This is a genomic window from Leeia oryzae DSM 17879 (assembly GCF_000376945.1).
Taxonomy (GTDB): domain Bacteria; phylum Pseudomonadota; class Gammaproteobacteria; order Burkholderiales; family Leeiaceae; genus Leeia; species Leeia oryzae.
Window position 1 is genome coordinate 136,042 of sequence record NZ_AQXU01000017.1, and the last position, 26,587, is coordinate 162,628.

Here is a 26,587-nt window from a genome sequence, read left to right on the forward strand (position 1 = left end):
TATTGAGAATATCCACTCATCTGAAAGCGGGCTTGGCCGCTCCCAAAAATGGCGCTGTTTGATCGTAATGAAGGGTTAGTACAAGCCCCCTTCGGTTACCCCGACACATGATAAGAGGTTTTGCATGTCTACCGATATACAAGCTGCACTGGCAGAAATCAAACGTGGTGCAGATGAAGTCCTGATTGAAGCGGACCTGATTGAAAAGCTGAAAGAAAAACGTCCTTTGCGCATCAAGCTGGGCCTGGATCCGACCGCGCCGGATTTGCACTTGGGGCATACGGTAGTCATCAACAAAATGCGCCAGTTCCAGGAACTGGGGCATACCGCCATCTTCCTGATTGGTGACTTCACGGGCATGATCGGTGACCCTAGCGGCAAAAATTCTACCCGTCCGCCGCTGTCGCGCGAGCAAATAGAAGCTAACGCCAAGACCTACGCAGACCAGGTGTTCAAGATTCTGGATCCGGAAAAAACCGAGATCCGTTTTAACTCGACCTGGTGTAATGAACTGGGGGCTGCTGGCATGATCCGCCTGGCAAGCCGCCATACAGTGGCCCGCATGCTGGAGCGTGATGACTTTAAAAAGCGCTTCAACAACAATCAGCCAATCGCTATCCATGAGTTCTTGTACCCGCTGATGCAGGGCTACGATTCTGTTGCCCTGGAAGCCGATGTCGAGCTGGGTGGTACGGACCAGAAATTCAACCTGCTGGTCGGTCGCCAATTACAGAATGAATACGGGCAGAAACCTCAGTGCATCATTACCATGCCGTTGCTGGAAGGCCTGGATGGCGTGAACAAGATGTCCAAGTCATTGGGCAACTATATTGGCATTACAGAAGCACCGAACGACATGTTCGGCAAGCTGATGTCCATCTCTGACGAATTGATGTGGCGATATTTTGATCTGCTTTCTTTCCGCCCGTTAAGCGATATTGCCAAGCTGAAAGAAGAAGTGGGAGCAGGCCGTAATCCGCGCGATGTGAAGTTTGAACTGGGCAAGGAGCTGGTCGCTCGCTTCCATGGTCAGGCAGCCGCAGATGCCGCACAGGAAGCCTTCTTGAACCGCTTCCGTGATGGCGCCATCCCTGATGACATTGCAGAAATTACCATTGAAACCGTAGAAGGCAAAATCGGGATTGCCCAGGCGCTGAAACAGGCCGGTCTGGTAGCCAGCACCTCTGAGGCATTCCGGCAAATCGAGCAAGGCGGCGTAAAAATTGACAGCGAGAAAGTCGCTGACAAGGGTCTGCAGCTAGAAAAGGGAGCCACCCTGATTCTGCAAGTTGGCAAGCGCAAGTTTGCAAAAGCTACGCTGAGTTAAGCAAGTACTTCGAGGGTGGGGATGTTCTCCTCTCTCGCACCAAAAACAAAGCCCGGTAACAACCGGGCTTTGTTTTATATGCAGCAGGCAAACAAGTGATTACTTGTCGACGCCACCGATACACAGATACTTGATCTCAACGTAGTCTTCGATACCGTACTTGGAACCTTCACGGCCAAGACCGGACTGTTTCACGCCACCGAATGGGGCTGCTTCGTTAGAGATGATACCGGTGTTGATACCGACCATGCCGTATTCCAGACCTTCAGAAACACGCCAGATACGACCGATATCACGTGCATAGAAGTATGATGCCAGACCGAACTCGGTGTCGTTAGAATAACCAAGTACTTCTTCTTCGGTTTCAAACTTGAAGATTGGTGCCAGAGGACCGAAGGTCTCTTCGCGGGCAACCTTCATCTCTTTGGTCACGCCAGTCACGATAGTTGGCTCGAAGAAGCTGCCACCCAGTGCGTGGCGTTTGCCACCGGCGATGACTTTACCGCCTTTGGCGACTGCATCTGCAATGTGCTCTTCGATTTTCGCAACCGCTTTGTCGTCAATCAGCGGGCCTTGGGTTACGCCAGGCTCGGCACCGTTACCCACGTTCAGCTTGGCAACTGCGGCGGCGAATTTCTCGTTAAAGGCATCGTACACACCAGCCTGTACATACAGACGGTTTGCACACACGCAAGTCTGACCTGCGTTACGGTATTTGGAGATCAAAGCGCCTTCAACCGCAGCGTCCAGATCGGCATCGTCAAACACGATGAATGGTGCGTTGCCACCCAGTTCCATCGATACTTTCTTGATGGTACCTGCAGTTTGCTGCATCAATACGCGACCGATTTCGGTTGAGCCGGTAAAGCTCAGCTTGCGAACGATGTCGTTGGTGCTCAGTTCGCCACCAATGGCAGCTGCAGAACCGGTTACCACGTTGATCACACCAGCAGGAATGCCAGCGCGCTCTGCCAGCACCAGAATGGCCAGTGCAGACAGCGGGGTTTGTGTTGCAGGCTTGATCACCATGGTACAGCCGGCAGCCAGTGCTGGCGCAGCCTTGCGGGTGATCATGGCATTAGGGAAGTTCCATGGTGTCACGGCGGCACAAACACCGATTGGCTCTTTGATGACAACCACGCGCTTGTCATTGGCAGGCTGTGGAATCACGTCACCATAAATGCGTTTGCCTTCTTCGGCATACCATTCGATGTAGCTGGCACCGTAAGCGATTTCGCCTTTGGCTTCGGCCAGTGGCTTGCCTTGTTCAGCGGTCAGGATAGCAGCCAGGTCATCTTGTGCAGCCATCATCAGGTCAAACCATTTGCGCAGAACGACTGAACGCTCTTTCGCGGTTTTCTTGCGCCAGGTCTTGAATGCAACATTTGCAGCTTCAACCGCACGGCGGGTCTCTGCCACACCCATTTTAGGAATAGAACCAATGACTTCACCGGTTGCAGGATTGGTCACCGCAATGGTTTCACCGTTATCTGCATCTACCCATTGGCCATTGATATAACACTGGCTTTTCAACAAACCCTGGTCTTTTAGCGTTAGCATTTCTTTGCACTCCACCTATCTGGCCTTGACCTAGTGACAAGGCGAAAACCGATAAAAGGTGCTGTCGTCTGACAGCATCTGTATTCGAATAATTAAAGCTTTGGTACATAAAACATTAGCCGAAAACTGGTTTCGGCTAATTTACATCAGAGACTTCTGCAATGCAGGCACTGTGGAACACGGGCAGTACGTTGCATTAAAGCTTGCCATACCTGATGATCTGACGTTGCCACGGTTAAATTGTATTCAATACAACAATCCGTAGCCAACCGACTCACCAGCATCAGGTTGGCACTCGCATGCCAACCTGACTGGCTACCCGATAATTACTGGGCTTCTTTCATCGCAGCTGCAAGTACTTGCAGGCCTTCATTCAGCACGTTTTCCTGGATGGTCAGTGGCATCAGGAAACGAACCACGTTGGCGTACACACCGCAAGTCAGCAAGATCAGGCCTTTTTCCAGAGCGATTTGCTGCACGCGCTTGGTGAAGTCAGCATCTGGCTCGTGTGTGCCGGCTTTGTTGAACTCAACGGCAATCATGCCACCCAGACCGCGGATATCGGCGATTTGAGGAACAGAGGCTTTCAGACCATTCAGGGTTTCTTTCACTTGCTGGCCGATCCAGTTAGCACGTTCGGTCAGTTTTTCTTCCTGAATCACGTCGATAACAGCGTGAGCAGCAGCGATTGCCAGCGGGTTACCTGCATAAGTACCACCCAGGCCGCCAGGAGCTGGTGCATCCATGATTTCGGCACGGCCACAAACGGCTGCCAGCGTGAAACCACCGGCCATGGATTTAGCCATGGTCATCAGGTCTGGCAATACATCGTAATGTTCCATGGCGAACAGTTTGCCGGTACGTGCAAAACCGGTCTGTACTTCATCAGCAATCAGCAGGATGCCGTGGTCGTCACAGATCTTGCGCAGTGCACGCATCAGTTCTGCAGGCGCTGCATAGAAACCGCCTTCGCCCTGAACAGGTTCCAGAATGATGGCAGCAACACGCTTAGGATCGATAGATGCCTTGAACAGCACATTGATCGCATCCAGAGAGTCTTGCACAGATACGCCGTGCAGTTCGCATGGGTATGGTGCGTGGAAGATTTCAGCCGGGAAAGGACCAAAACCAACTTTGTAAGGAACAACCTTGCCGGTCAGCGCCATGCCCATCATGGTACGGCCATGGAAACCGCCAGAGAAGGCAATCACGCCAGAACGGCCAGTGGCTGCACGTGCGATCTTGATGGTGTTTTCAACAGCTTCTGCACCAGTAGAGAAGAACGCGGTTTTCTTGGCGTGGCTACCCGGGGTCAGCTTGTTGATTTTTTCTGCCAGCGTGACATATGACTCGTAAGGCACAACCTGATAACAAGTGTGAGAGAATTTTTCCAGCTGGGCAGCAACTGCGGCAGTCACTTTAGGATGACGGTGACCAGTGTTCAACACGGCAATACCACCTGCGAAGTCGATGTAGCGACGACCTTCGATATCCCACAGCTCAGAATTTTCTGCACGGTCAATAAAGAACGGTGCCATCACGCCAACGCCGCGTGGGGTTGCATCATTCTTACGCTTCAAAAGGGATTGGTTGTCTGCCATGTTGCGTCTCCTAATTAACAAGGGAAAATACCCAGCGGGTGTTTAATATTTAACCACACCAAGATATCAGAACTTGCAACGAAAAACCAGTGGCGTGATGAATAAAATAAACAAAAAATCTGAAATACCCGTTTTTGTTATGGTAAGTGTTTAATTTAACACCCCACCCACCATGGCTTTGGCAACCAGTCTGGCTCAGTCGTCTGTACCCGTTTCATCACCACCCAGCTCTTCCTCCGTCATGGATAGCACCTGCTGGATGGTACGGGCAGAGAACCCCCTGCTGGCCATGAAGCGCATTTGCTTGAGTTTTTCTTGCGGGGTTTGCGGCAAGCAGTTGAATTTCTTTTCCCAGACCTGAATCGCGCGTTGACGCTCATCGGTTTCCAGGTGCTCCAGGGCATCCATCGCCGTGGACTTGTCGATCCCTTTGTCCTGCAGCAACTGTTTAAGATATCTATCACCATATCGGCTAGCGCGTGACTGTACCCATTGTTCTGCCGCTCGCTGATCAGAAAGCCAGTTTTTGTCGCCCAGTTTATCCAGCACCAGCGCCAATTCTTCCGGTGTTTCGGCATGCGGCTTTAACTTTTGTGCCAGTTCTTTGCGTGAATACTCTCTGCGCGACAAGAGGTTGATCGCACGAGCTTCCAGACTCATTTTGCGCTGATTTGGTTTATCCACAAACCGCTTCCTCTGATAGTGAAAAGCACACAGGCCCCCTGATGTCTCCATCAGAGGGCCTGCTTTGCAGCTTGATCGGCCTCAGCCTTGGCAAGCTACGCTTATACTTCGTCCGCAGACAGCTCAGCTTCTGCCTTCTCTTCTTCTGAAGGAATAAAGGCTGGCGCTGCAATCCCTACTGCCTGACGCACTTTGGCTTCGATTTCCTGGGCAATGGCCGGATTCTCTTTCAGATACTCGCGGACATTGTCTTTACCCTGACCAATCTTGCTACCGCCGTAGGCATACCAGGCACCGGATTTTTCGATGATTTTGTTGGCCACCCCAAGTTCGATGATCTCGCCTTCGCGCGAAATGCCTTCGCCGTACAGAATGTCAAACAGGGCTTCGCGGAATGGAGGAGCCACTTTGTTCTTAACGACCTTCACACGGGTTTCGTTACCAACAACTTCTTCGCCTTTCTTGATGGCGCCAATACGACGGATATCCATACGCACCGATGCGTAGAATTTCAGCGCATTACCACCGGTAGTGGTCTCCGGACTGCCAAACATGACGCCGATTTTCATACGGATCTGGTTAATGAAAATCACCAGTGTATTGGTACGTTTGATGTTGCCGGTCAGCTTACGCAGGGCCTGGCTCATCAGACGGGCTTGCAGGCCGACGTGGCTATCGCCCATCTCGCCTTCAATTTCAGCCTTGGGGGTCAGCGCAGCCACAGAGTCGACCACGATGATGTCAATACCACCAGAACGCACCAGCATGTCGGCGATTTCTAGCGCCTGCTCACCGGTATCAGGCTGGGAAATCAGCATTTCACCAACATTGACACCCAGTTTCTGCGCGTATTGCGGGTCCAGGGCGTTTTCTGCATCGATATAGGCAGCCACACCACCTTGTTTCTGGATTTCTGCAACCACTTGCAGACACAGCGTGGTTTTACCGGAAGATTCTGGCCCGTAGATTTCTACCACGCGGCCTTTTGGCAGGCCACCCACACCCAATGCAATATCCAGCCCCAATGAACCGGTGGAGACAACCTGCAGATCATTTTCGATCTGGCCTTCGCCCATCTTCATGATGGAGCCTTTGCCAAACTGCTTTTCGATTTGGGCTAGGGCTGCGGCCAGTGCTCTGCTTTTATTTTCATCCATGGTGGCTTCCTGATGTGGTTGATTGATAAGTTGCAACCATTATAGAACGATCGTTCTTTTGTTGGCAAGTCCCATATTATAAAGTATCTGGATGACAAAACACTGACCTTCCGTCTTGCGAGTACCCAATTTGGCGTACCCGTCGCATCTGGATTACTTGCTGGCAGTCAGCCACGCCGTATCTGTCACAAAAGAATAATCTTCTGCGACCTGGAAATAGCGTTTTGCTTCTTCCGGCAAATCCCCAAAGACAGCCTTCAGCGCTGCAATCCGCGCCTCTGACGTACCAATGCGCTTGACCCAGCTGGCAAATGCCAGTGGGAGCTTCCAGCTATCATGATCATGTACCTTGAAACCGGTATTTTCGAGCATGGTTTGCCATTCCGAAACACGATAATCCCGCACATGCGATGCATCCCGCAAAATCTCGACGGTCTGCAGCACGGTATCCAGCAACGGCGTTTCCGGGGCAATCACGTCAATCACGATGCATTTGCCACCGGGTTTCAGTACCCGGTACATTTCTTTCATGGCGGAAGTCATGTCTAGCCAGTGGTGGGCAGAGTAGCGCGTCACAACCAAATCGAAACTGGCATCCTCAAAAGGCAAGGCTTCCACCGGTCCGTGGAAGGTCCGGATATTGGCCAGTTGCCGCTCGGCAGCGGTTCTGGCCACCACCTCCAGCATACTCGCAGACAAGTCATAAGCAACCACTTCGCCCCCAGACGCGGCCAGGGCAAATGACACATGCCCGGCACCACAGCCAAGGTCCAGCATGCGTGCAGGCTGCTCCAACATGGCCAGCTGTTGTACACGCTCCAGATCTGCGCCCTGGGCGTGCACCGTGCTGGTCAGATAATTTTCGGCCATATTGCCAAACTGTTGCGCAACCAATTGCTGAGATTTCATGATGCATCCTTTTTTCTTTGCAGAAGACACAGACTACGTCTTGCTTTATCCTGTAACAAGACAACAATTTATACTGGTATAAATACTACCAAGTTAGATGAAGCACCCCGTCCATCATCCTCTATTGGCATGCGAGCTGACCCTATGAATGCACACGAACTCGGCCTGTTTATCCGGACACATCGCGAGCAACGCAGACCTGAAGATGCTGGACTTCGCTCCATCGGTCGACGCCGCACGCCGGGGCTACGACGGGAAGAACTGGCCCAGCTTTGCGGGGTGAGCAGCACCTGGATTACCTGGCTGGAACAAGGGCGTGATGTGCAGGCCTCCACAGCCACACTGGAAAAGCTGGCCAAAGCCTTGCAACTGACGGATGCAGAGCAACATTACCTGCTGACTCTGGCAGGCAAAACACCGGTAGCTGACGCCCTCCCGACCGTTAACCTGAGTGAATCCTTGCGGCAAGCCGTTCATCAGGTTGCAGGCCCCAGCTATATTCTGGATAAGGCCTGGAACGCCATTGCCTGGAACACTGCGGCAGAAACCTTGTTCACCGGATGGCTAGACCCCGCAGCCCCTAGTCGCAATCTGTTGATATATACCTTTTTGTCGCCACACGCCAAGGCGTTGATTCATGACTGGGAAAACAGGAGTCAACGCTTGGTCGCCGAATTCCGGGCTGATTGCGTACAGCAGCGGCAGCAACCCGAGATTGACCAACTGATTACCACACTTAGCGCGCAATCCGCCAAATTCAATGATGACTGGAAACATTATCAGGTGATTGAGCGTGAAGGCGGGGAGCGCATTTTCCACCATCCGGATGCAGGGACACTGGTGTATCAGCAACATACGTTTTACCCTGCCATCCGTTCTGACCTGAAGTTTGTCATGCTGATACCGGCGGCGGGATAAAAAAAGCCCGGTCATAAAGACCGGGCAAGCAGAGTACGCAAGCCAAATGGCGCGTTCAGGAAAACAACCAATAAAAACAACTTACAGCTGGAATGGATACACAGAACCCAAACGCAGAATCTGCGTCAACTCATCCAGTGCAGTACGGCATTCAACATACAATTGCGGGTCGGCCAGATCGGCCTCGGTCAGAGAATCACGATAGTGTTTCTCTACCCAGTTGTTCAGCGTACCGAACAGCTGGTCATTCATCATGATGGCGGGGTTCACGGCACCCAGCTCTGCCTCGGTCAACGCGACACGCAGGCGCAGGCAAGCTGGCCCACCGCCATTCTGCATGCTTTGCTTCAGGTCAAAGATGCGCACTTCATTGATCGGGCCACCACTACTGGTCAGTTCTTCCAGGTAGGCAGCCACCGCAGGGTTGATACGGCACTCTTCTGGTACCACGATGATCATCTTGCCATCCGGTTTGCTCAGCAGCTGGCTGTTGAACAGATAAGACTTCACTGCATCCTGTACGGACACTTTGGCGGTCGGTACTTCAATGGCAATAAAATCACAACCTTTGGCGGCCAGCTTCTGCTTCAGTTCAGCCAAGACCTTTTCCTGGTCCAGAAAGCTTTCCTGGTGGTGGAACAATACGTTGCGGTTCCCCACAGAAATCACGTCGTTGTGGAAAACGCCCTGGTCGATCACGTCCGGGTTTTGCTGTGCATACACGACACTGCTTTCGTCCAGACCGTGCAGGCGAACAACCGCCTCACAGGCTTCCAGCGTGTGACGTGCAGGGTATTTCTTCGGCTCGACACCGGCACTGAATGCCTTGCGACCATACACAAACAGCTCGACACCCGGGGCACCGTATTCTGCACAGAAGCGTGTATGGTTTGCCGCACCTTCATCACCAAACGCCGCCACTGGGGGCAGTGCTTCATGGTGAATGAAGTAGTACTCATCCGGGAACATGGCCTGCAAGATGCGGCTGGTGGTTGGGTGTTCGATGGCGCGGTGGAACTTGTTATTCAGGTTGGCGGCAGTAAAGTGCAGGCAACCATCCTGGGTATCTGCCGACGGGCTTACCGTCGCCGCGTTGGCCGTCCACATGCAAGAAGCCGATGACGTTGCCGCCAGAATCGCAGGCGCATGCTTGGCCGCCTGACGGATCACGTCGGCATCTTTTCCGACAAAACCCAGTGCGCGCAGGGTTTGCAGGCTAGGACGCTCTTGCGGTGCAAAGACGCCCTGCTTGAAACCAAGATCCGCCAGCGTTTTCATCTTCAGCAGGCCTTGCTTGGCTGCCAGACGAGGATTGGACGCTTGTTTCAGGTTGCTGGTAGACGCCACATTGCCGAAAGACAAGCCGCTGTAGTTATGGGTTGGCCCGACCAGGCCATCAAAGTTTGCTTCAAAAGCACGCATGACTATTTCCTTCCGCAACCATTAAAAAACCAGACCAGGGCTCAGCTGTGCCGGCACAGCCAGCTGGTCACTTTCAAGCGATGCCATCGGCCATGCGCAGTAGTCCGCTGCATAGTACGCACTTGGACGATGGTTTCCAGACTCGCCAATCCCGCCGAAAGGCGCAGCACTGGAGGCACCGGTCAACGGTTTGTTCCAGTTGACGATGCCAGCGCGAGCCTCGATCAGCAGTTGGTCAAACAAATCACGGCGATCCGACAACAGGCCAGCAGCCAGACCATAGCGGGTCTGATTGCCGATCCGGATCGCATCATCAAATTGCTGGTAGCGCACGACTTGCAGCAAGGGACCAAAGAACTCTTCGTCTACCAGTTCTGTCACGCGGGTCACGTCGATAATGCCAGGGCTCAACAGTGCAGTGCCCTCTTCCAAGCGTTTCATTTCCAGTAGCGAGGTAGCCCCTTTCGCCAGCAGGTTCTTCTGGGCATCCAGCAAGGCTTGTGCCGCTGGCAGAGAGACCACTGCGCCCATGAATGGCTGCTCAGCATCATCAAAGCGACCTACCTTGATCCGGCTGGCAACCTCTACCAGACGGGCAAGGAACTTGTCACCCGCTTCGCCCGCCTGGACCAGCAAACGGCGGGAGCAGGTACAGCGCTGGCCTGCAGATACAAAGGCAGACTGGATGGTGTGATGCACAGCGGCATCGATATCCGCCACGTCCTGCACGATCAGCGGGTTATTCCCTCCCATTTCCAGGGCCAGGATTTTTTCTGGCTGACCAGAGAACTGTTTGTGCAGCAATTTGCCGGTGGCTGAGCTGCCGGTAAAGAACAGGCCGTCAATCCCCGTGTGGCCAGCCAGCGCAATACCGGTTTCCTTGGCACCGGTCACCAGATTGATCACGCCATCCGGAATCCCTGCCTCTTGCCACAAACGAACGGTTTCTTCTGCCATCCAGGGGGTCAGTTCGCTAGGCTTGAAAATGACGGTATTGCCGGCCAGCAGCGCCGGCACAATATGCCCATTCGGCAAATGCCCCGGGAAGTTGTACGGACCAAAGACGGCAACCACACCATGCGGGCGATGACGCAACACGGCCTGCCCGTCAGGCATGGCGGTGGTTTTCACCCCGGTACGTTCATCGTATGACTTGATCGAAATCTCGATCTTGTTGACCATGGTGGCCACTTCGGTCGTGGCTTCCCAGCGCGGCTTGCCGGTTTCGGCGCCAATCACATCTGCCAGCTTGGCTTTGTTGGCATTCAACAGCTCGGCAAACTTGCGCAAAATGGCAATACGTTCATCAAGCGGGCGTTTGGCCCAAGCTGGAAATGCGGCACGAGCAGCAGCAACGGCTTCATCCACGTCATAGGCATTGGCAGCTGCCGCTTGCCACAAGACCGCCTGCGAAACCGGGTTGGTCGACTCAAAGACCGAGCCGGGCCGTGCTTCCAGTGGCCATTGATAAAAAGTGCTGGATGCAGCGCTGACATTAACGAATCTCCTTTGGATTAAGCGTGACAGCTCTTACCAGGTCACCGGCGACAACGCCAAGTGCCTGAGCTGCCTTCTCAGTTAGCGGGAAGACTTCGCCCGGCTCGTCAGCCTGGGCCATCATCACACGAAAATCTTGATACTTGGTATTGGATACCAGATAGGTCAGTGCCTGAGGGGAATGCTCGGTCTCTGGCACGATGGCAACCTTATATAAACGGCTGTTCTTGACGGCGCGCACATCCTCGACATAAGCCTCGATGGTTGGACCCGCATCAAAAATGTCGACATACCCTTCATAGCGGAACCCCTCTGCTTCCAGCATGGCCCGTGCAGGCTCGGTCTGGGCGTGCACCTTGCCGATGACGGCCTGGGCTTCCGGTGACAGGAAAGTGACATACAGCGGGTGCTTTGGCATCAGCTCGGCCACAAAGGCTTTCTGCCCGATCCCGGTCAGATAATCGGCATGCGAGAAATCGATCGAGAAGAAATGGCGCCCCAGACTTTCCCAGAAAGGTGACAACCCGTTCTCGTCGGATACCCCGCGCATTTCAGCAATGATCTTTTTGGCAAACCGGTCATGAAACTCGGCCAGAAACAGGAAACGGGACTTCGACAGCAAAGAACCATTTCGGTTTTTGCGGAAATCCGGCTCAAGAAACAAGGAACACAACTCGCTATAACCGGTGTGGTCGTTACTCAGGAACAGGGTCGGCATCTGGGTATAGACATCCAGCTCTTTGGATGCGTGCACCAGCGTCCCCACACGGTAGTTGTACCAGGCTTCGGACAAGCCAACAGCGACCTCGATCGCACAAATACCGCCTACATGGCCGGTATCGACATCTTCCATCACGAACAGATAGCACTGTTCTGCGCGGCTGGCTTCGCCATTCATGGTGCGAATGGCGCGGTCAATGCGCGCTGCCAGACGCTGCTCATTTTGCGGCAAAGAAGTGACACCAACGCCTGTTTTGCCTGCCAATAGCATCAAAGAGGCCAGGTCGTCGCTGCGAATAGGACGAACAATCATCATATCAGTGAATTCCTGAAAGAAACCGGGCGAGTTACCCGTATCGGGTTAAGCCAGCACAATCACCGACAAGCGCGGGTGCAACCGTGCACCGCCGCTTGCGAGCGACATATGGATCAGAGTGGTACGAGTCTGATTTCATCATCATCATCCAGCTCCAGGGCATCGGCCACCTGCGGGGCCAGCGCCACAATGTCCGGCAACTCGGAAGGAAGTTGCAAAAGCATGGACCGGAAACGATGCAACGCAGTGTTACTCACCAGGTACCATACTTCGCCAGCCAGTTGCCGTCCGCGCCGTGTGGGACGTACATGGCTATGTTGAACAGTCTTGAGGTTTTCGCGACGGGCACGCACTACCGGACCGCCATCGAAAATCTCGATGTAATTGTCAGCTTCAAAACCTTCATTCAGCAGAATGTCGAATGGCAGTCTGGAGCCGGGATGCACCTGACCCATGGCCTGCTGCGCCTCGTCAGGCAGCAGCGGGACATAAATCGGGTAATGCGGCATCAGCTCGGCAATAAAGGTTTTGTCCTTTACGCCAGAGTAATACTCCGCTTGTACGTAATCGATACCAAAGAACTTGCGGCCGACCCCTTCCCAGAAGGGTGCCCTGCCCTGGGCATCACTCACCCCAGGCAGAAACGCCATCATGTTTTCGGCAAACCGTTGCGGATGCTGTGCTGCAAACAGCAAACGGGCGCGAGACAGCATCTTCGGGTAGTGGGTATTGGCCAGTTCCGGATCGATATAGAAAGAGCACAGCTGGCTATCACCGGTCAGATCATGCGACAGCGTCAGCGCGTGAATCCGGTTATGTACCCGTAACTCACGCGACGCATGCACAATGATGTCGTTGCGATAGACATAAAACGGTTCGGAAAAACCCGTGTAGGCAATGATGGCCGCCGTACCATGCAACAGGCCGGTGGCCGTATTTTCCAGCACAAAGAAATAACTCTCTTCGCCGTATACCTCAACCTCGGAATCCAGTGCGTGCACAGACGCACTGATCTTCTCGAACAGTTTGTCACGATGTGCCGGCAAAGTATGAACGGCAGCACCACTTGCAGTGGCCATGCGCTCTACTTGCGACAGATCTGATAACCGGCTAGGGCGTACAATCAACACAGGCTGATCCCTCAGTGAAATTAAGCATTCACTACGTGTGCCACTGCGCGCTCGAAGCGTGCCAGGCCTTCTGCAATATCCTCTTCAGGGATAATCAGCGAAGGCGCAAAGCGCACCACATTCGGACCAGCAATCAAGGCCATCAGGTTTTCTTTTTCTGCCGCATTGGTAAATGCCTTGGCTTTACCTTGGTAGTCCGCATTCAGCACACAACCGATCAACAGGCCAGAACCGCGGATACTGCTGAAAATGTTGTAACGCTGATTGATGTCAGACAGACCCTCAACAAACTTCTGATGACGCCATTTCACGCCATCCAGCACTTCCGGGGTATTCACGATTTCCAGCACCTTGCCAGCAACGGCACCTGCCAACAAGTTACCACCGTAAGTGGTACCGTGCGTCCCTGGCACCAGGCTCGCCGCTACTTTGGCCGTGGTCAGAATGCCGCCAATCGGGAAACCGCCGCCCAGTGCTTTGGCCATGGAGAGGATATCCGGCGTGACGTTGTGGTTCATGTAGGCAAACAATGAACCGGTACGACCCACACCAGTCTGTACTTCATCAAAAATCAGCAAGGCGTTGTGCTGGTCACACAGCATGCGCAAGCCTTCCAGGAACCCTGGATCAGCCGGCAGCACACCACCTTCGCCCTGAACAGGTTCCACAATCACGGCACATGTCTTGTCAGAAATGGCTGCCTTCACAGAGGCCAGATCGTTAAAGTTTACGTGAGTGATACCACCAGGCAGCGGCGCAAAATCTTCAGAATACTTAGGCTGCCCACCAGCGGTCACAGTAAACAGGGTACGGCCATGGAACGAGTTCACAAAAGAAATGATCTCGTGCTTTTCCGGACCATAATGGTCGCGTGCATATTTGCGTGCCAGCTTCAGAGCGGCTTCGTTTGCTTCTGCACCAGAGTTACAGAAAAACACGCGTTCGGCAAAAGTACTGTCTACCAGTTGCTTGGCCAGTTTCAGAATCGGCTCATTGGTAAAGCCATTGGATACATGCCACAGTTTTTGCGCTTGCTCATGCAGCGCCTCTACCAGTGCCGGGTGTGCATGACCCAGACTGTTTACGGCAATACCACCGGCAAAGTCGATGTATTCTTTGCCTTCTTGATCCCAGACGCGTGAACCGCTTCCTCTTACAGGAACGAAACTGGATGGTGCATAGTTTGGCACCATGATTTCATCAAAAGTCTGGCGTGTTACGGTGTTCTGAGACATGATTTCCTCATTCATAAGCGTGGTTATATCTGATATTTTTAATCATTTTGCAGCAATGAAATGCTCAATCCTTGCAGAAGGCATTTCTTTATTCTTCATCCATCCCGGCATTGGCGGGACTTGGGCTAAAACCAGACAGCACAAGCCATGAATAGATGATTTAGCTTAACTGATTCCATTCTAGCGAAAATCAAACCATTTCCATTTCTACAATGCGACACTATCGTACACAAAGAAGCGTTCTAGCTTTCTGTGTCCACGCCAGACATGGCACGTTGGCTGCGCTCGTCCCGTGGCGTGAGTCCGAAATGGCTCCGGTAGGTGCTGGAAAAGTGTGGACCGCTGGAAAAACCACATGACAAACCGATTTGCACAATGGATTTGCTGGTGGTCAGCAATAACTGGCGAGCACGGTTTAAGCGTAACTCAAGATAATATTTGGACAGTACGCTATTGAGATATTGCTTGAATAGCCGTTCCAATTGGCGGCGCGACAAGCCAACATAATGCGCAATATCATCGGTGGTTAAGGGCTCTTCGATATTGGCTTCCATCAACATCACGGCTTCAGACAATTTTGGCTGACTACCGCCGATACGGTTCACCAGTGGCACCCGCTGCTTTTCATGTGGCGCACGGATGCGCTCCAGACACAAACGCTCAGACAAGGTTGCCGCCTGCTCCGTCCCCTGGCGTTCGCCAATCAGATGCAAAATCAGGTCCAGCGTGGCCGCCCCACCCGAGCACGTCACCCGATCGCGGTCAATTTCATACAGGTTGCTGGTCAGGATGACCTGCTCGTATTCATCACTGAACCGGGCCTGTTCGGACCAATGAATGGTTGCACGATAACCGTTCAACACCCCTGCTCGTGCCAGCCACCAACTACCGACATCGATGCCCCCCAGAATGACCTGCTTCTGTGCATGCTGGTTCAAAAGCCCCATCAGGCTGTCTACATCACGCACCATGGCCACTTCTTCTGCCAGTACCAGCAGCACATCCAGGGATGGCGCATCGGCCAGAGCCAGATCCACCGTCCACAGGCCACCGCCATATAATGGCACCGGCTTACCATCCATGGACAAGGTCAGATAATGATAGGCACGGGAGCCCAGTTGACGATTAATACGGGAAAGCGGATCGATGATCGTACCGATACCCAGCAGAGAACACGGAGGCAGTAATAAAACCCCCACGCGCCAGGGTGGTAATGCAGCATCGTTCGAAAACATCATGATATAAATGGCTGCTGTGTGACTGTCGCCAGATGGCATATGCACAACTGGCGACAGTATATTTGCTAAAAGTTACGATTTACCTGCTTGAATCGTAGCATTTAAACAGAGGCTTGAAACCAGAATTTATTTCAAGCTGCCTGACAGGAACTGCTTCAGACGCTCACTGCGGGTATTGTCGAATACCTCAGAAGGCTTGCCTTCCTCTTCGATTTTACCCTGATGCAAGAAGATCACGTGATTGGACACGTTACGGGCAAACCCCATTTCGTGGGTCACAACCACCATGGTACGGCCTTCTTCTGCCAGCTTCTGCATCACTTTCAACACTTCGCCCACCAGTTCCGGGTCCAGTGCAGAGGTTGGCTCGTCAAACAGCATCACTTCCGGCTCCATTGCCAGCGCACGGGCAATGGCCACACGCTGCTGCTGGCCGCCAGACAAATGTGCCGGATATTTGTCTTCAGAATTCTGCAGGCCCACCTTTTCCAGATACTTGCGCGCACGGCCAACAGCCTCGTCCTTGGACAAGCCCAGTACGTGGATCGGACCTTCAATGATGTTTTCCAGTACGGTCATGTGAGACCACAGGTTGAAATGCTGGAACACCATCGCCAGTTTTGTACGCATCTTTTGCAGCTGTTTAGCGTCCGCAGCTTTCAGGTTGCCCTGCTTGTCGGCAACGGTATTGATCACCTCACCGCTCACCTCGATCGTGCCGGCACTTGGCTGTTCCAGGAAATTGATACAACGCAGGAACGTACTTTTCCCAGAGCCGGAAGAGCCGATGATACTGATCACATCGCCCGCCTTGGCAGACAAAGAAACGCCTTTCAGAACTTCATGAGAGCCGTATTTTTTATGAATATCTTTAACAACTAACTTATCCATGCCAATTAATCCTTTTTCATGCACCAAGTAATTTGCCGGTTCTAAGCGCTTTGGCGCCGGCAATACGAGCAATATCCATCCCGGTATGGGCAAAACGAATAAAGTGCCGCTGGTAGACAACTCCATCCACTTCAGCAAACAGCGTTGTCACTTCATCAGAATGAGGGTTCACGATATCCAGTACAGGGTCACCTGCCCGCACATAGCTGCCCACCGCTACACGATGAACAATCACCCCGGAAACCGGCGCAGTCAGCGAGACCGTCCCGCTTAGCGGGGTTGCCGGATAAGACAACGCAGGCATAGGCGGTGCTTCGCCATCCACCACACCAAGCCAGGTCAGGTAGTTCAGAATCGCCTGTGCATCCTTTTGGGCGTGCTCATAGGCAATGTCTGACTGTCCGCGCAACTCAACCGTGACACAAGCAGTACCGTCAGGGATCGGAAACGCCTCACCATAGTGGTCACGCAATTTCCACCAGATCTGGAAAGACGCATCGTCAATCGGGGCGCCACCGCACTCCAGCGAAATCAGGGAGGCTTGCGACCCCAGATATCTCGCCAGTGGCTCAACCATCGGCCAGACGCTGGTGCCGGTATACACATGCATCACGGCTTCCCAGTCGCAATGCAAATCCAGAAACACATCTGCGTCAATCAGCATGGTCAGCAAGGTCAGCCGAAGCGACTCCAGCTCGCTCGCCGGCTTTTTGCCTTCCAGAATGCGTCTTGCTTCAGCACGAATCAGCGCCACATTCTGGTCTGCATCAGCCGTCAGCTTACCTTCCACTGCAGCAATCAGCTCCCCGGAAATATCTGCATAGTTCCGGTTAAAGTTCTCGCCACTGCCCATCTCGAAGCGGCCCAGAAAAGACTGCTGCAAGCGCTGGTTCAAACCGATCGGGTTACAGACTGGCACCAGCACAACTTCGCCGCGCAAGGCGCCCGCCTGTTCCAGACGGGTCAGATGCTGACGCAGTTGCCAGGCCGTCAGCATGCCGGGCAATTCATCCGCATGCAAAGAAGATTCGATATAAATCTTTTTGCCAGTACCTGGCGTACCAAAGTGGTAGCTCACCACTTCTCTTTGGGTACCCAGATCGGGTGACAATAAGGGATGACGTTGCACTTTCATCTTATTTCGCCCTTCTTGGCTGCAGATAGGCCAGCCAGCGACGCTCCGCACGACGGAAAACCCATACCAGCGAGAACGTGATGCACAGATAGATCAGCGCGGCCAACCCGAAGGCCTCGAACGACCTGTAAGTAGCGGCATTGGCATCCCGGGCCACTTTCAGCAGATCCGGCACCGTGGCACTAAAGGCAATCGGTGTGGAATGCAGCATGAAAATCACTTCGTTGCTGTAGGCAGGCAATGCACGGCGCAGTGCAGACGGCAAAATGATCCGGCGATAGGCCGTGAATTTGGTCATGCCATAGGCACGTGCCGCTTCAATTTCGCCGTAAGGTGTCGCCTTGATCGCACCGGCAAAGATTTCAGTGGTGTAGGCACAGGTATTCAGTGCAAACGCCAGGATCGTACAGTTCATGCCTTCCTTGAAGAAGGAATTCAGCACGTCCACATTCCGCACCACATCCAGACTATACAGACCGGAATAGATCAGCAGCAGCTGCACATACAGAGGGGTACCTCTGAAGATGTAGGTATAAAACCATACAGGCTTGGATACCCATTTGTTTTTGGAGACACGCGCCACCGACAGTGGAATCGAGAGGATGAAACCCAAAAACACAGAGATCGCCAGCAACCAAAGGGTGATCACCAGGCCAGACAGCTTGTAGCCATCCGTCCAGAGATAAGCCTTCCAGTAGGTATCAACAATGTCAATAAAGCCGTTCATAGATCCGCACCCCTAACACCAACGGAATATTTCTGTTCCAGCTTCATCAAAATCACGTTTGAGAGCGTGGTCAGTAACAGATAAATCACACCCGCCATCAACGTAAAGAAGAACATGTGAAAAGTCGCCTTGCCTGCATCAGACGAAAGCTTCACTACATCGGCCAGGCCGATGATGGAAACCAGTGCGGTACTCTTCAATAGCACTTGCCAGTTATTACCAATACCAGGCAGTGCAAAACGCATCATTTGGGGGAATAACACGCGGTGAAAGACTTGCCAGTGGCTCATACCATAGGCAAAACCGGCTTCCAGCTGGCCTTTAGGGACAGACAGGAAAGCACCACGGAATGTCTCTGTAAAATAGGCACCGTAAATGAAACCAATGGTAATCACGCCAGCCGTAAACGGATCAATATTGATCTGTGCGACGTGCATCCATTCGGTCAGGTGGTTCAGCCAGATTTGGCCGCTATAGAACAGCAACAACATCAGGACCAGATCAGGAATACCGCGAATGATCGTGGTATACGCTGTAGAGCCCCAGCGAAGAACCGGATTGTTTGATAACTTGGCACCAGCACCAAGCAACCCGATCAAAAATGCAACCAGCATCGAAAACAGCGCAAGAACAATTGTCAGCTTTGTTCCTGCCCACAAGAGCGGGCCATACCCATAAAGAAACATATGTCTACCTCTTTCTGTCACAGGGTGTGTATTGTTTTAGTTGCCCCGGAGACAGTGCAAGAACCGGTCAGGTTCCCAGTTAAGTCAATCCGGTCAGGCAGACCGAACTCGCCAATTGGCAAGCACAGTCGCCCGACCAAACACTACGCTGGCGAATTACCCACCATATACGTCAAAGTCAAAGTACTTTTTCTGAATCTTGTTGTAAGTACCATCTTTCAGCATGTCGGCAATGGCTTTGTTCATTGCGTCACGCAGTTCGGTATCTTCCTTGCGCAGACCAATACCAGCACCTTCGCCCATGATTTGCTTGTCGTTAACAGCTGGACCAGCAAAAGCAAAGCCTTTGCCTTGTGGTTTCTTCAGGAAACCTTCGCTAGCCATCACGGCATCCTGGAAAGCACCATCAATACGGCCTGCCACCAAGTCAGCCATCACCAGATCCTGGTTTTGGTAAGGAACAACTTCTACACCAGCAGCAGCCCATTTTTGCTTGGCGTAATCTTCCTGGATGGTGCCTTGCTCAACGCCGATACGCTTGCCTTTCAGGGAAGCGGCTGTTGGCTGAATGCCAGCGCCAGCCTTGGCAACCAGGCGAGATGGGGTATTGAACAGTTTAGATGTGAAGTTGATTGCTTCCATCCGTTTTGGCGTGATGGACATGGATGACAGGATGCCATCGAATTTCTTGGCTTTCAGGGCTGGGATCATGCCGTCAAAGTCATTTTCTACATAGACGCATTTTGCTTTCAGGCGACGGCAGATTTCGTTACCCAGGTCAATATCGAAACCGACAATCTTGCCATCGGCAGATTTGGATTCAAACGGTGCGTAAGTCGCATCAACACCAAAGTGAATTTCCTTCCAGTCTTTGGCAGAAGCGCCCAGAGACGCAGCCAAAGCCATCACAGACAGAGAAACCATAACTTTTTTCATGAAAACCTTCTCCTCAGTTTCATCTAAATCGAGCAAAGTGCCCTGAACAAGATACTATCTCACACAACCTAAGTTGTCTATACAATCACTTCATGATCGACTGACTGGCTTTTAAACCGAATCGTGTGGCGCATCATGTCATGAAAATAAGGCGCTCACAATGATACAAAACGACAGAAAGTGCAATATTTTGCGCGTTAAACAATTGTGACAAAAAGCAAAAAAAACGAACAAATTTTATTAAATTCAAAAACTTATAGCATTCACATTTATTTTTGGCATATGTAAAAACCTTTTTGGCACCTCCTCTTTATGTAACTTGGTGTCGCATTCCGGAAATATACAATCAACCACACACGTCTAGAATGTAGCCCTAGGAAGCGGCATGCCTTATCATTATGAAAGAGCGATGTTTCTGGAGAACACAAAACACGCTCACTACCCTCGTGAAAAGAGAGATTAAATAAAATGACCCATCCCCCCCTGTCTGACCTGTCTGCTATTGTCGAAGAGACATTAGCGATAGCCCGTAACAAACAAGCAGCAAACCAACTTGCAAGCACAGAATCTTTCATCAAAGCCTATTTTGAAGATGGCTCCCCCGATGATCTGTCCCAAATCGCCGCCGTAGACCGTTATGGCGCAGCCATGAGCCACTTACAGCTAGCCCAGCAGCGTGTCGCTGGTGAAGCCAATATCCGCATCTACAACCCCGAGTTTGATGTACATGGCTGGCAGTCCACCCACACCGTGATCGAAATCGTCAACGACGATATGCCGTTCCTGGTGGATTCTGTCACCATGGCCCTGTACTCACGCGGCATTGCGCTACATTTACTGGTTCACCCGGTTCTGGCTGTTGTCCGTGCAGATAAAGGCAAGTTGTCTTCAGTTAGCGTTGCCAATGATCAAAGCACACACCGCGAATCCTTCATCCACATCCAGATCGACCGTCAGTCTGACAAAGCCGCACTGGAGTCTTTGAAACAGGCACTGGAACAAGTGCTGAAAGACATCCGTGCCGCCGTCAACGATGAAAAAGAAATCCGTCAGCGTCTGCATGAAGCCATCGACTCTCTGGCTGACGCCCCTAAGCAGGCAGGTGATGTCGAAGAGTTCAAGGCATTCCTGAACTGGATCGACCAGAACAACTTCGTTCTGCTGGGTTATATTGATTACCAGGCAAAAAGCGGCAAAGCGACTGAAATTACTGCTGTTGCCAATAGTGGCCTGGGTGTCCTGCGTGAAGGCCATCATCCAAGCTACGCCAACTGCCTTGCCGGTATTCCTGGCGAGCTGACCGAGCTGAAGAAACGCCCTGAAGCGTTGACGCTGGTAAAAGCCGATGCAAACTCAACCATTCACCGCCCGGGCCACCTGGATTTCATCGGTGTAAAACGTTATGACGCCAAAGGCAACGTCGTGGGCGATCGCTGCTTTGTCGGCTTGTATACAGCTACGGCATACCACACCTCGCCAAGAGAAATTCCTGTTCTGCGTCAGAAAGTTCAGTTTGTTCTTTCTTCTTGCGACTTCATCGAGAATTCGCACAAAGAAAAGACCTTGCTCAACATTCTGGAAACCTACCCGCGCGATGAGCTGATCGAAATCCCGAATGAAACCCTGCTGAGCATTGCGCAAGGGATTGTCGGCTTGCAAGAGCGCCCACGCGTACGCGTTTTCCTGCGCGAAGACCGCTTTAATCGCTATGTCTCTGCGCTGGTATTCTTGCCGCGTGACGCCTTTAATACCGAAGTACGCCTGAAGATGAACCGCATTCTGCTAGAACACCTGAACGGTGAAAGCAGCGAGTTCAACGTTACTTTGTCTGAAAGCAGCCTGGCACGCATTCACTACAATATTCGCCTGCCTGCAGACCATGCACAAAACATCAATCCTCACGACATCGAAGCAGAAATCGCACAAGCGGTTCGTGGCTGGAAAGATGAACTGCAACATGCGTTGATCGAGCAGTTTGGCGAAGAACGCGGTAATGGCTTGTTCCGTAAATATGGCAATGGCTTCCCTGCTGCCTATCGCGAAGAATTCCTGCCACGCAGTGCTGTTTCCGACATCGAGAAAATGGATGCATTGTCAGCAGACAATGATCTGGCCATGAAACTGTACTCGCCACTGGGTGCAGATGGCAGTGACCAGCATTTCAAACTGTTCCGCCTGAACCACTCCATTGGCCTGTCAAGCGCCTTGCCGATGCTGGAAAACCTCGGAGTAACCGTACTTGACGAACATCCTTACCGTATTGAATTCGGTAATGACGAACAAGTTTCCATCAGCGATTATGGCCTGCAAATCAGCCATGAAACGGCTCGTGAAGCCTTGCAACAGAATCCGGCCATCCGCACCGCCTTCCAGGAGCTGTTCGACCGCGTTTTCCATAAAGTGTGCGAGAACGATGGCTTTAACAAGCTAACCCTGCTGGCAGGTCTGACATGGCGTCAGGTCAGCGTCGTGCGTGCTTATGCAAAATACTTGCGCCAGGCCGGCATGACCTTCAGCCAGGCCTATGTTGAACAATGTCTGGCACATTACCCGGCCATTGTGAACAAGCTGGTCGAACTGTTCGAGCTCAAATTATCGCCAAGCAATCACAATGCAACCTTTGCTGCCCACGCAGAATCAGAAATCCGTACAGCGCTAAATGATGTCGCCAATATCGACGAAGATCGCATCCTGAACGGCTTCCTGACCCTGATTCTGGCAACACGCCGGACCAACTACTGGCAAACCGGCAAAGATGGTGAGCCAAAGCCATATCTGTCATTCAAGCTGGAAAGCAGCAAGATCCCGTTCCTGCCGGATCCAAAACCACTCTTTGAAATCTGGGTGTACAGCCCACGTGTAGAGGGTGTTCACCTGCGTGGTGCCAAAGTTGCCCGTGGCGGTTTGCGCTGGTCAGATCGCATGGAAGACTTCCGTACCGAAGTGCTGGGTCTGGTTAAAGCACAGATGGTTAAAAATGCCGTGATTGTGCCAATGGGCTCCAAAGGTGGCTTTGTATGTAAACAACTGCCTCCGATGACAGACCGTGAAGCCTGGCTGGCAGAAGGCATTGCCAGCTACAAGACATTCATTTCCGGCCTTCTGGACATCACCGACAACATCGTTGCCGGCAAGATTGTGCCACCGGTCGACGTTCATCGTCTGGACCCGGATGATCCATATCTGGTAGTTGCCGCAGACAAGGGCACCGCCACCTTCTCCGACATTGCCAACGGCATTTCGGCAGATTATGGCTTCTGGCTGGGTGATGCATTTGCCTCTGGCGGTTCTGCCGGTTACGACCACAAAGGCATGGGCATTACGGCCAAAGGTGCATGGGAATCGGTAAAACGCCACTTCCGCCATCTTGGCATTAATACACAGACCACAGACTTTACCGTTATTGGTATCGGTGACATGTCTGGTGACGTATTTGGTAATGGCATGCTGCTTTCACGCCACATCAAACTGATTGCCGCATTTGACCACCGCCATATCTTCCTGGACCCGAATCCGGATCCGGAGGCGAGCTTCATCGAACGCGAGCGTCTGTTCAAACTGCCACGTTCAAGTTGGGAAGACTACAACAAGGCACTGATCTCCCAGGGCGGCGGCATTTACCCACGCAATGCCAAGTCGCTGACCCTCACGCCAGAGATCAAAACATGGCTCGGCGTAGAGTCAGATACACTGACGCCAAACGAATTGATTCATCTGATTCTGAAGGCGCCTGCGGACCTGCTGTATAACGGCGGCATTGGTACTTATGTAAAAGCCTCTACCCAGAGCCATGCGGATGCCAGTGACCGTGCCTCTGACGCAATTCGTGTTAACGGTAACGACCTGCGTGTCAAAGTCCTGGCTGAAGGCGGCAACCTGGGTTGTACGCAACTGGGTCGTATCGAATTTGCCATGAATGGCGGCCGCATCTGTACCGATGCCATCGACAACTCAGCAGGCGTTGATTGCTCGGATCACGAAGTCAACATCAAGATCTTGCTTGGCCAAATCGTCTCTGGTGGCGACATGACGCTAAAACAGCGTAACGTGCTACTGGCAGAAATGACCGACGAAGTGGGGCAACTGGTACTTGCCAACAATTACCTGCAAACGCAAGTTATTGCGGTAGGTCAGCAGATCGCTCCATCCATGCTGAACACCCACGCCCGCTTCATCCAGCATCTTGAAAATACAGGCCAGATGAACCGCCGCCTGGAATTCCTGCCGGATGAGGCACGCTTTAACGAGCGTCGCCAGGCCAAACGTGGTTTGACCCCGCCAGAAGTTGCGGTGTTGGTCGCCTACAGCAAGATTGAGCTATATCAGCAACTGCTGGATAGCGACTTGCCAGACCAGAGCGATTTTGAAGACCTGCTGGTTGAATACTTCCCGCAACCACTGCAAGCCCGCTTCCGTGAGGCAATGGGCAAGCATGTGCTGCGTCGTGAGATCATTTCCAACCAGCTCGCCAACGAAATCGTCAACCGGATGGGTAGCACATTCGTGTTCCGCCTGCAGGAAGAAAGCGCTGTTTCAACGGCAGATATCGTCCGTGCATGGCGTGCGGCCAGCGAGATTTACAGCGCTCGCGGTCTCTGGCAGCAAATCGAAGCACTGGATAATGTGGTACCTGCACAAACCCAGGCTGACATGATGCTGCAGGTCAGAACCCTGATTGAACGGGCAACCCGCTGGCTGCTGCGTAATCGCCGCCCGATTACCCCTGTCAATGACATCATCAAAGCCTACCAGTCACAGGTAGCTGACCTTCTGGCCAATATCAGCACGCTGGTACCGTCTGCTGATTACGCTGCCATTGCCAAGCGCGAAGCACACCTGCAAGAAGCACAGGTGCCTGCCGCACTTGCGACACTGATCAGTCGCATGGATGAGCTGGTTTCAGCCTTTGATATCATTGAAGTTAGCGAACAAGGCAAGATGTCGTTGAATGATGTTGCCGTCAACTACTTCGAGCTTGGGCGCTCACTCCAGCTGGATTGGCTGCGCCAGGTAATCACTCGCCTGCCTCGTGACAACCGCTGGCAGTCACTGGCGCGTACAGCACTTCGTGATGACTTGTATCGTCAGCAACGTGCACTGCTTTCTCGCGCATTGAGCGAAACAGCAGGTACCGAAGCTCAGGCTCAGGTCAATGCCTGGTTGCAGAAAAATGAACGTGCAGTTGGCATCTGCCAACAAATGTTCGGTGAACTGCAATCATACGATCAGCTGGACTTGGCCATGCTGTCAGCAGGTATGCGAGAGTTGCATAATCACCTGATGGTATAAAGCTCTCAGCGCTACCCTTCCCGACCGGGAAGTTGAAAAAGCCACCGAAAGGTGGCTTTTTCATTTGATAGCTGGCAGCATGTTCATACTGCTGACCCCAAAACCAGTCTGAACTAGCTTGATATAGCCACAAGGTGCGGTAGATTCCCTGGAAATTTGATCCCTGTCAGATTTTTTAAATCAGAATAACGTTATCATTATGAGGTATTGTAAACAGTTGGCTATTAGCAGTACCTTAGAGATTCCTTGGAACTCGACCAACCAAAGCTTTGTTAATTAGCACATTTCATGTCGCATATTGGAGAAATATAGATGAATCGCAGAACATTCATGCTGAAACTGGTTCCAGCTGCAGGTTTGGCCTTGGCTGCTGGCAAAATGGCATTCGCAGCTGACCTGACTGAAGCTGATCCACAAGCCAAAGCCTTGGGTTACAAAGCTGATGCAACCAAAGTAGACAAAACCAAATTCCCTAAATACGCAGCGCCACAACAATGCAACAACTGCGTCTTGTTCCAGGCTAACGGCACCTGTCCTATCTTTGCAGGTAAAAAAGTATCACCAAAAGGCTGGTGCAACTCTTATACCAAAAAAGGCTGATTGTCGGCTAAGCTGAGTACCATGACAAAAGCCCACATGCATCTTTGCTGTGGGCTTTTTCTCTTCATCTAGCAGTTCACCTTCACCCGCTGCCTCAGGCTTTCCGCACGCCACCCGGCTGAACCTGGGCGGCTTCCGCTTCTACCGCTTCCTCCCGCAAGCCCTGCGCTTCATCGCCGGCTTCGGCCAGATGGGCTGGCTAGCCGGCACCACCTACCTTGCCGACTGCCCAGGCTTTTCCCCAGAGGAGTCCCGGCAACTGCTCACCGAACTTCAGCGCACGACAGGATGGACGCTCCTCACCCTCGATCCCTACGGTCTGAACCTGTCTACCTCCACAGACACCAACCTACGCGTGAGTACACCATCCCCACTCCTCGCCCCTGAAGCCTTCGCCGCCTGGTCGCGTCAGATCCTCTCCACACTGACCTAAGGCCACTATGAGGGATGTATGGGCAACCCTTGCCATTCATTTTCCCGGCCCGCTATTCCCCCGTCCCAAACGTAAAAAGCCCCTGATCGTCAGATCAGGGGCTTCCTGTGGGGTGCCCGGCAGTGTCCTACTTTCACAAGCGCAATGCTCACTATCATCGGCGCTACGTCGTTTCA

Annotated in this window: 21 protein-coding genes; 5 read left to right on the plus strand and 16 right to left on the minus strand. The window is 52.5% G+C overall.

The window, feature by feature from the left end; all coding sequences use genetic code 11:
• Positions 1 to 124: 124 nt before the first annotated feature.
• Positions 125 to 1,327 carry a tyrosine--tRNA ligase gene (gene tyrS / locus F552_RS0104805; RefSeq protein WP_018150589.1) on the plus strand — a complete coding sequence of 401 codons (1,203 nt, stop codon included), beginning with the start codon at positions 125 to 127 and terminating at the stop codon, positions 1,325 to 1,327.
• Between the two features lie 99 nt (positions 1,328 to 1,426).
• Here tyrS and gabD read toward each other — a convergent pair whose 3' ends face one another.
• The 5 genes from gabD to F552_RS0104830 all read right to left on the minus strand — a co-directional run bounded on the left by gabD (position 1,427) and on the right by F552_RS0104830 (position 7,238).
• On the minus strand, positions 1,427 to 2,887 hold the full coding sequence (gene gabD / locus F552_RS0104810; protein ID WP_026182395.1) for an NADP-dependent succinate-semialdehyde dehydrogenase: 1,461 nt from the start codon (positions 2,885 to 2,887) through the stop codon (positions 1,427 to 1,429).
• Positions 2,888 to 3,213: 326 nt separating this feature from the next.
• A complete protein-coding gene (locus F552_RS0104815) occupies positions 3,214 to 4,488 on the minus strand; it encodes a 4-aminobutyrate--2-oxoglutarate transaminase (RefSeq protein WP_018150591.1) in 1,275 nt (424 codons plus the stop codon).
• A gap of 195 nt (positions 4,489 to 4,683) precedes the next feature.
• Positions 4,684 to 5,172 carry a recombination regulator RecX gene (recX, locus tag F552_RS0104820; RefSeq protein ID WP_018150592.1) on the minus strand — a complete coding sequence of 163 codons (489 nt, stop codon included), beginning with the start codon at positions 5,170 to 5,172 and terminating at the stop codon, positions 4,684 to 4,686.
• Positions 5,173 to 5,273: 101 nt separating this feature from the next.
• Positions 5,274 to 6,329 carry a recombinase RecA gene (gene recA / locus F552_RS0104825; RefSeq protein ID WP_018150593.1) on the minus strand — a complete coding sequence of 352 codons (1,056 nt, stop codon included), beginning with the start codon at positions 6,327 to 6,329 and terminating at the stop codon, positions 5,274 to 5,276.
• 153 nt (positions 6,330 to 6,482) lie between these two features.
• Positions 6,483 to 7,238 (minus strand): class I SAM-dependent methyltransferase, encoded by a 756-nt coding sequence (locus F552_RS0104830; protein WP_018150594.1) that lies wholly within the window; start codon positions 7,236 to 7,238, stop codon positions 6,483 to 6,485.
• Positions 7,239 to 7,382: 144 nt separating this feature from the next.
• Between F552_RS0104830 and F552_RS0104835 the strand changes: the two genes are divergently transcribed.
• Positions 7,383 to 8,156 carry a helix-turn-helix transcriptional regulator gene (locus tag F552_RS0104835; protein ID WP_018150595.1) on the plus strand — a complete coding sequence of 258 codons (774 nt, stop codon included), beginning with the start codon at positions 7,383 to 7,385 and terminating at the stop codon, positions 8,154 to 8,156.
• A gap of 81 nt (positions 8,157 to 8,237) precedes the next feature.
• On the opposite strand, the gene astB is transcribed toward F552_RS0104835, so the two are convergent.
• The 11 genes from astB to F552_RS0104890 all read right to left on the minus strand — a co-directional run bounded on the left by astB (position 8,238) and on the right by F552_RS0104890 (position 20,089).
• Positions 8,238 to 9,578, minus strand: a complete 1,341-nt coding sequence (gene astB, locus F552_RS0104840) for an N-succinylarginine dihydrolase (RefSeq protein WP_018150596.1) — start codon at positions 9,576 to 9,578, stop codon at positions 8,238 to 8,240.
• Between the two features lie 21 nt (positions 9,579 to 9,599).
• Complete coding sequence (gene astD / locus F552_RS0104845) at positions 9,600 to 10,979, minus strand: succinylglutamate-semialdehyde dehydrogenase (protein ID WP_018150597.1); 1,380 nt, start codon at positions 10,977 to 10,979, stop codon at positions 9,600 to 9,602.
• A gap of 94 nt (positions 10,980 to 11,073) precedes the next feature.
• Complete coding sequence (gene astA, locus F552_RS0104850) at positions 11,074 to 12,111, minus strand: arginine N-succinyltransferase (RefSeq protein WP_018150598.1); 1,038 nt, start codon at positions 12,109 to 12,111, stop codon at positions 11,074 to 11,076.
• 113 nt (positions 12,112 to 12,224) lie between these two features.
• Complete coding sequence (astA, locus tag F552_RS0104855; RefSeq protein WP_026182398.1) at positions 12,225 to 13,241, minus strand: arginine N-succinyltransferase; 1,017 nt, start codon at positions 13,239 to 13,241, stop codon at positions 12,225 to 12,227.
• A gap of 20 nt (positions 13,242 to 13,261) precedes the next feature.
• On the minus strand, positions 13,262 to 14,476 hold the full coding sequence (locus tag F552_RS0104860) for an aspartate aminotransferase family protein (RefSeq protein WP_026182399.1): 1,215 nt from the start codon (positions 14,474 to 14,476) through the stop codon (positions 13,262 to 13,264).
• Between the two features lie 242 nt (positions 14,477 to 14,718).
• Complete coding sequence (locus tag F552_RS0104865) at positions 14,719 to 15,714, minus strand: GlxA family transcriptional regulator (RefSeq protein ID WP_245546656.1); 996 nt, start codon at positions 15,712 to 15,714, stop codon at positions 14,719 to 14,721.
• A 126-nt stretch (positions 15,715 to 15,840) separates the two neighbouring features.
• Entirely contained in the window at positions 15,841 to 16,605 is a 765-nt protein-coding gene (locus tag F552_RS0104870) for an ABC transporter ATP-binding protein (RefSeq protein ID WP_018150602.1), read from the minus strand.
• A gap of 16 nt (positions 16,606 to 16,621) precedes the next feature.
• Positions 16,622 to 17,740, minus strand: coding sequence for a succinylglutamate desuccinylase/aspartoacylase family protein (locus F552_RS0104875; protein WP_018150603.1), 1,119 nt, complete (start codon positions 17,738 to 17,740; stop codon positions 16,622 to 16,624).
• A gap of 1 nt (position 17,741) precedes the next feature.
• Complete coding sequence (locus tag F552_RS0104880) at positions 17,742 to 18,467, minus strand: ABC transporter permease (protein ID WP_018150604.1); 726 nt, start codon at positions 18,465 to 18,467, stop codon at positions 17,742 to 17,744.
• The gene (locus F552_RS0104885; protein ID WP_018150605.1) at positions 18,464 to 19,153 is read right to left on the minus strand and encodes an ABC transporter permease; all 690 of its coding nucleotides are present in this window, start codon (positions 19,151 to 19,153) and stop codon (positions 18,464 to 18,466) included. The genes F552_RS0104880 and F552_RS0104885 overlap by 4 nt, the downstream gene beginning before the upstream one ends.
• 156 nt (positions 19,154 to 19,309) lie before the next feature.
• Positions 19,310 to 20,089, minus strand: a complete 780-nt coding sequence (locus F552_RS0104890) for an ABC transporter substrate-binding protein (RefSeq protein ID WP_018150606.1) — start codon at positions 20,087 to 20,089, stop codon at positions 19,310 to 19,312.
• A gap of 468 nt (positions 20,090 to 20,557) precedes the next feature.
• On the opposite strand from F552_RS0104890, the gene F552_RS0104895 reads away from it, so the two are divergent.
• The 3 genes from F552_RS0104895 (at position 20,558) to F552_RS20470 (ending at position 26,411) form a co-directional block, all read left to right on the plus strand.
• Positions 20,558 to 25,378, plus strand: coding sequence for an NAD-glutamate dehydrogenase (locus F552_RS0104895; RefSeq protein ID WP_018150607.1), 4,821 nt, complete (start codon positions 20,558 to 20,560; stop codon positions 25,376 to 25,378).
• Positions 25,379 to 25,690: 312 nt separating this feature from the next.
• Complete coding sequence (locus F552_RS0104900) at positions 25,691 to 25,978, plus strand: high-potential iron-sulfur protein (protein ID WP_026182401.1); 288 nt, start codon at positions 25,691 to 25,693, stop codon at positions 25,976 to 25,978.
• A gap of 49 nt (positions 25,979 to 26,027) precedes the next feature.
• Complete coding sequence (locus F552_RS20470; RefSeq protein ID WP_018150609.1) at positions 26,028 to 26,411, plus strand: hypothetical protein; 384 nt, start codon at positions 26,028 to 26,030, stop codon at positions 26,409 to 26,411.
• The last annotated feature ends 176 nt before the right edge of the window (positions 26,412 to 26,587 follow it).

Coding starts and splice junctions, on each gene's coding strand:
- tyrS (WP_018150589.1), top strand. CDS start 125: ATGTCTACCGATATACAAGCTGCACTGGCAGAAATCAAACGTGGTGCA.
- gabD (WP_026182395.1), bottom strand. CDS start 2,887: ATGCTAACGCTAAAAGACCAGGGTTTGTTGAAAAGCCAGTGTTATATC.
- F552_RS0104815 (WP_018150591.1), bottom strand. CDS start 4,488: ATGGCAGACAACCAATCCCTTTTGAAGCGTAAGAATGATGCAACCCCA.
- recA (WP_018150593.1), bottom strand. CDS start 6,329: ATGGATGAAAATAAAAGCAGAGCACTGGCCGCAGCCCTAGCCCAAATC.
- F552_RS0104830 (WP_018150594.1), bottom strand. CDS start 7,238: ATGAAATCTCAGCAATTGGTTGCGCAACAGTTTGGCAATATGGCCGAA.
- F552_RS0104835 (WP_018150595.1), top strand. CDS start 7,383: ATGAATGCACACGAACTCGGCCTGTTTATCCGGACACATCGCGAGCAA.
- astB (WP_018150596.1), bottom strand. CDS start 9,578: ATGCGTGCTTTTGAAGCAAACTTTGATGGCCTGGTCGGGCCAACCCAT.
- astA (WP_018150598.1), bottom strand. CDS start 12,111: ATGATGATTGTTCGTCCTATTCGCAGCGACGACCTGGCCTCTTTGATG.
- F552_RS0104860 (WP_026182399.1), bottom strand. CDS start 14,476: ATGTCTCAGAACACCGTAACACGCCAGACTTTTGATGAAATCATGGTG.
- F552_RS0104865 (WP_245546656.1), bottom strand. CDS start 15,714: ATGATGTTTTCGAACGATGCTGCATTACCACCCTGGCGCGTGGGGGTT.
- F552_RS0104870 (WP_018150602.1), bottom strand. CDS start 16,605: ATGGATAAGTTAGTTGTTAAAGATATTCATAAAAAATACGGCTCTCAT.
- F552_RS0104875 (WP_018150603.1), bottom strand. CDS start 17,740: ATGAAAGTGCAACGTCATCCCTTATTGTCACCCGATCTGGGTACCCAA.
- F552_RS0104880 (WP_018150604.1), bottom strand. CDS start 18,467: ATGAACGGCTTTATTGACATTGTTGATACCTACTGGAAGGCTTATCTC.
- F552_RS0104885 (WP_018150605.1), bottom strand. CDS start 19,153: ATGTTTCTTTATGGGTATGGCCCGCTCTTGTGGGCAGGAACAAAGCTG.
- F552_RS0104890 (WP_018150606.1), bottom strand. CDS start 20,089: ATGAAAAAAGTTATGGTTTCTCTGTCTGTGATGGCTTTGGCTGCGTCT.
- F552_RS0104895 (WP_018150607.1), top strand. CDS start 20,558: ATGACCCATCCCCCCCTGTCTGACCTGTCTGCTATTGTCGAAGAGACA.
- F552_RS0104900 (WP_026182401.1), top strand. CDS start 25,691: ATGAATCGCAGAACATTCATGCTGAAACTGGTTCCAGCTGCAGGTTTG.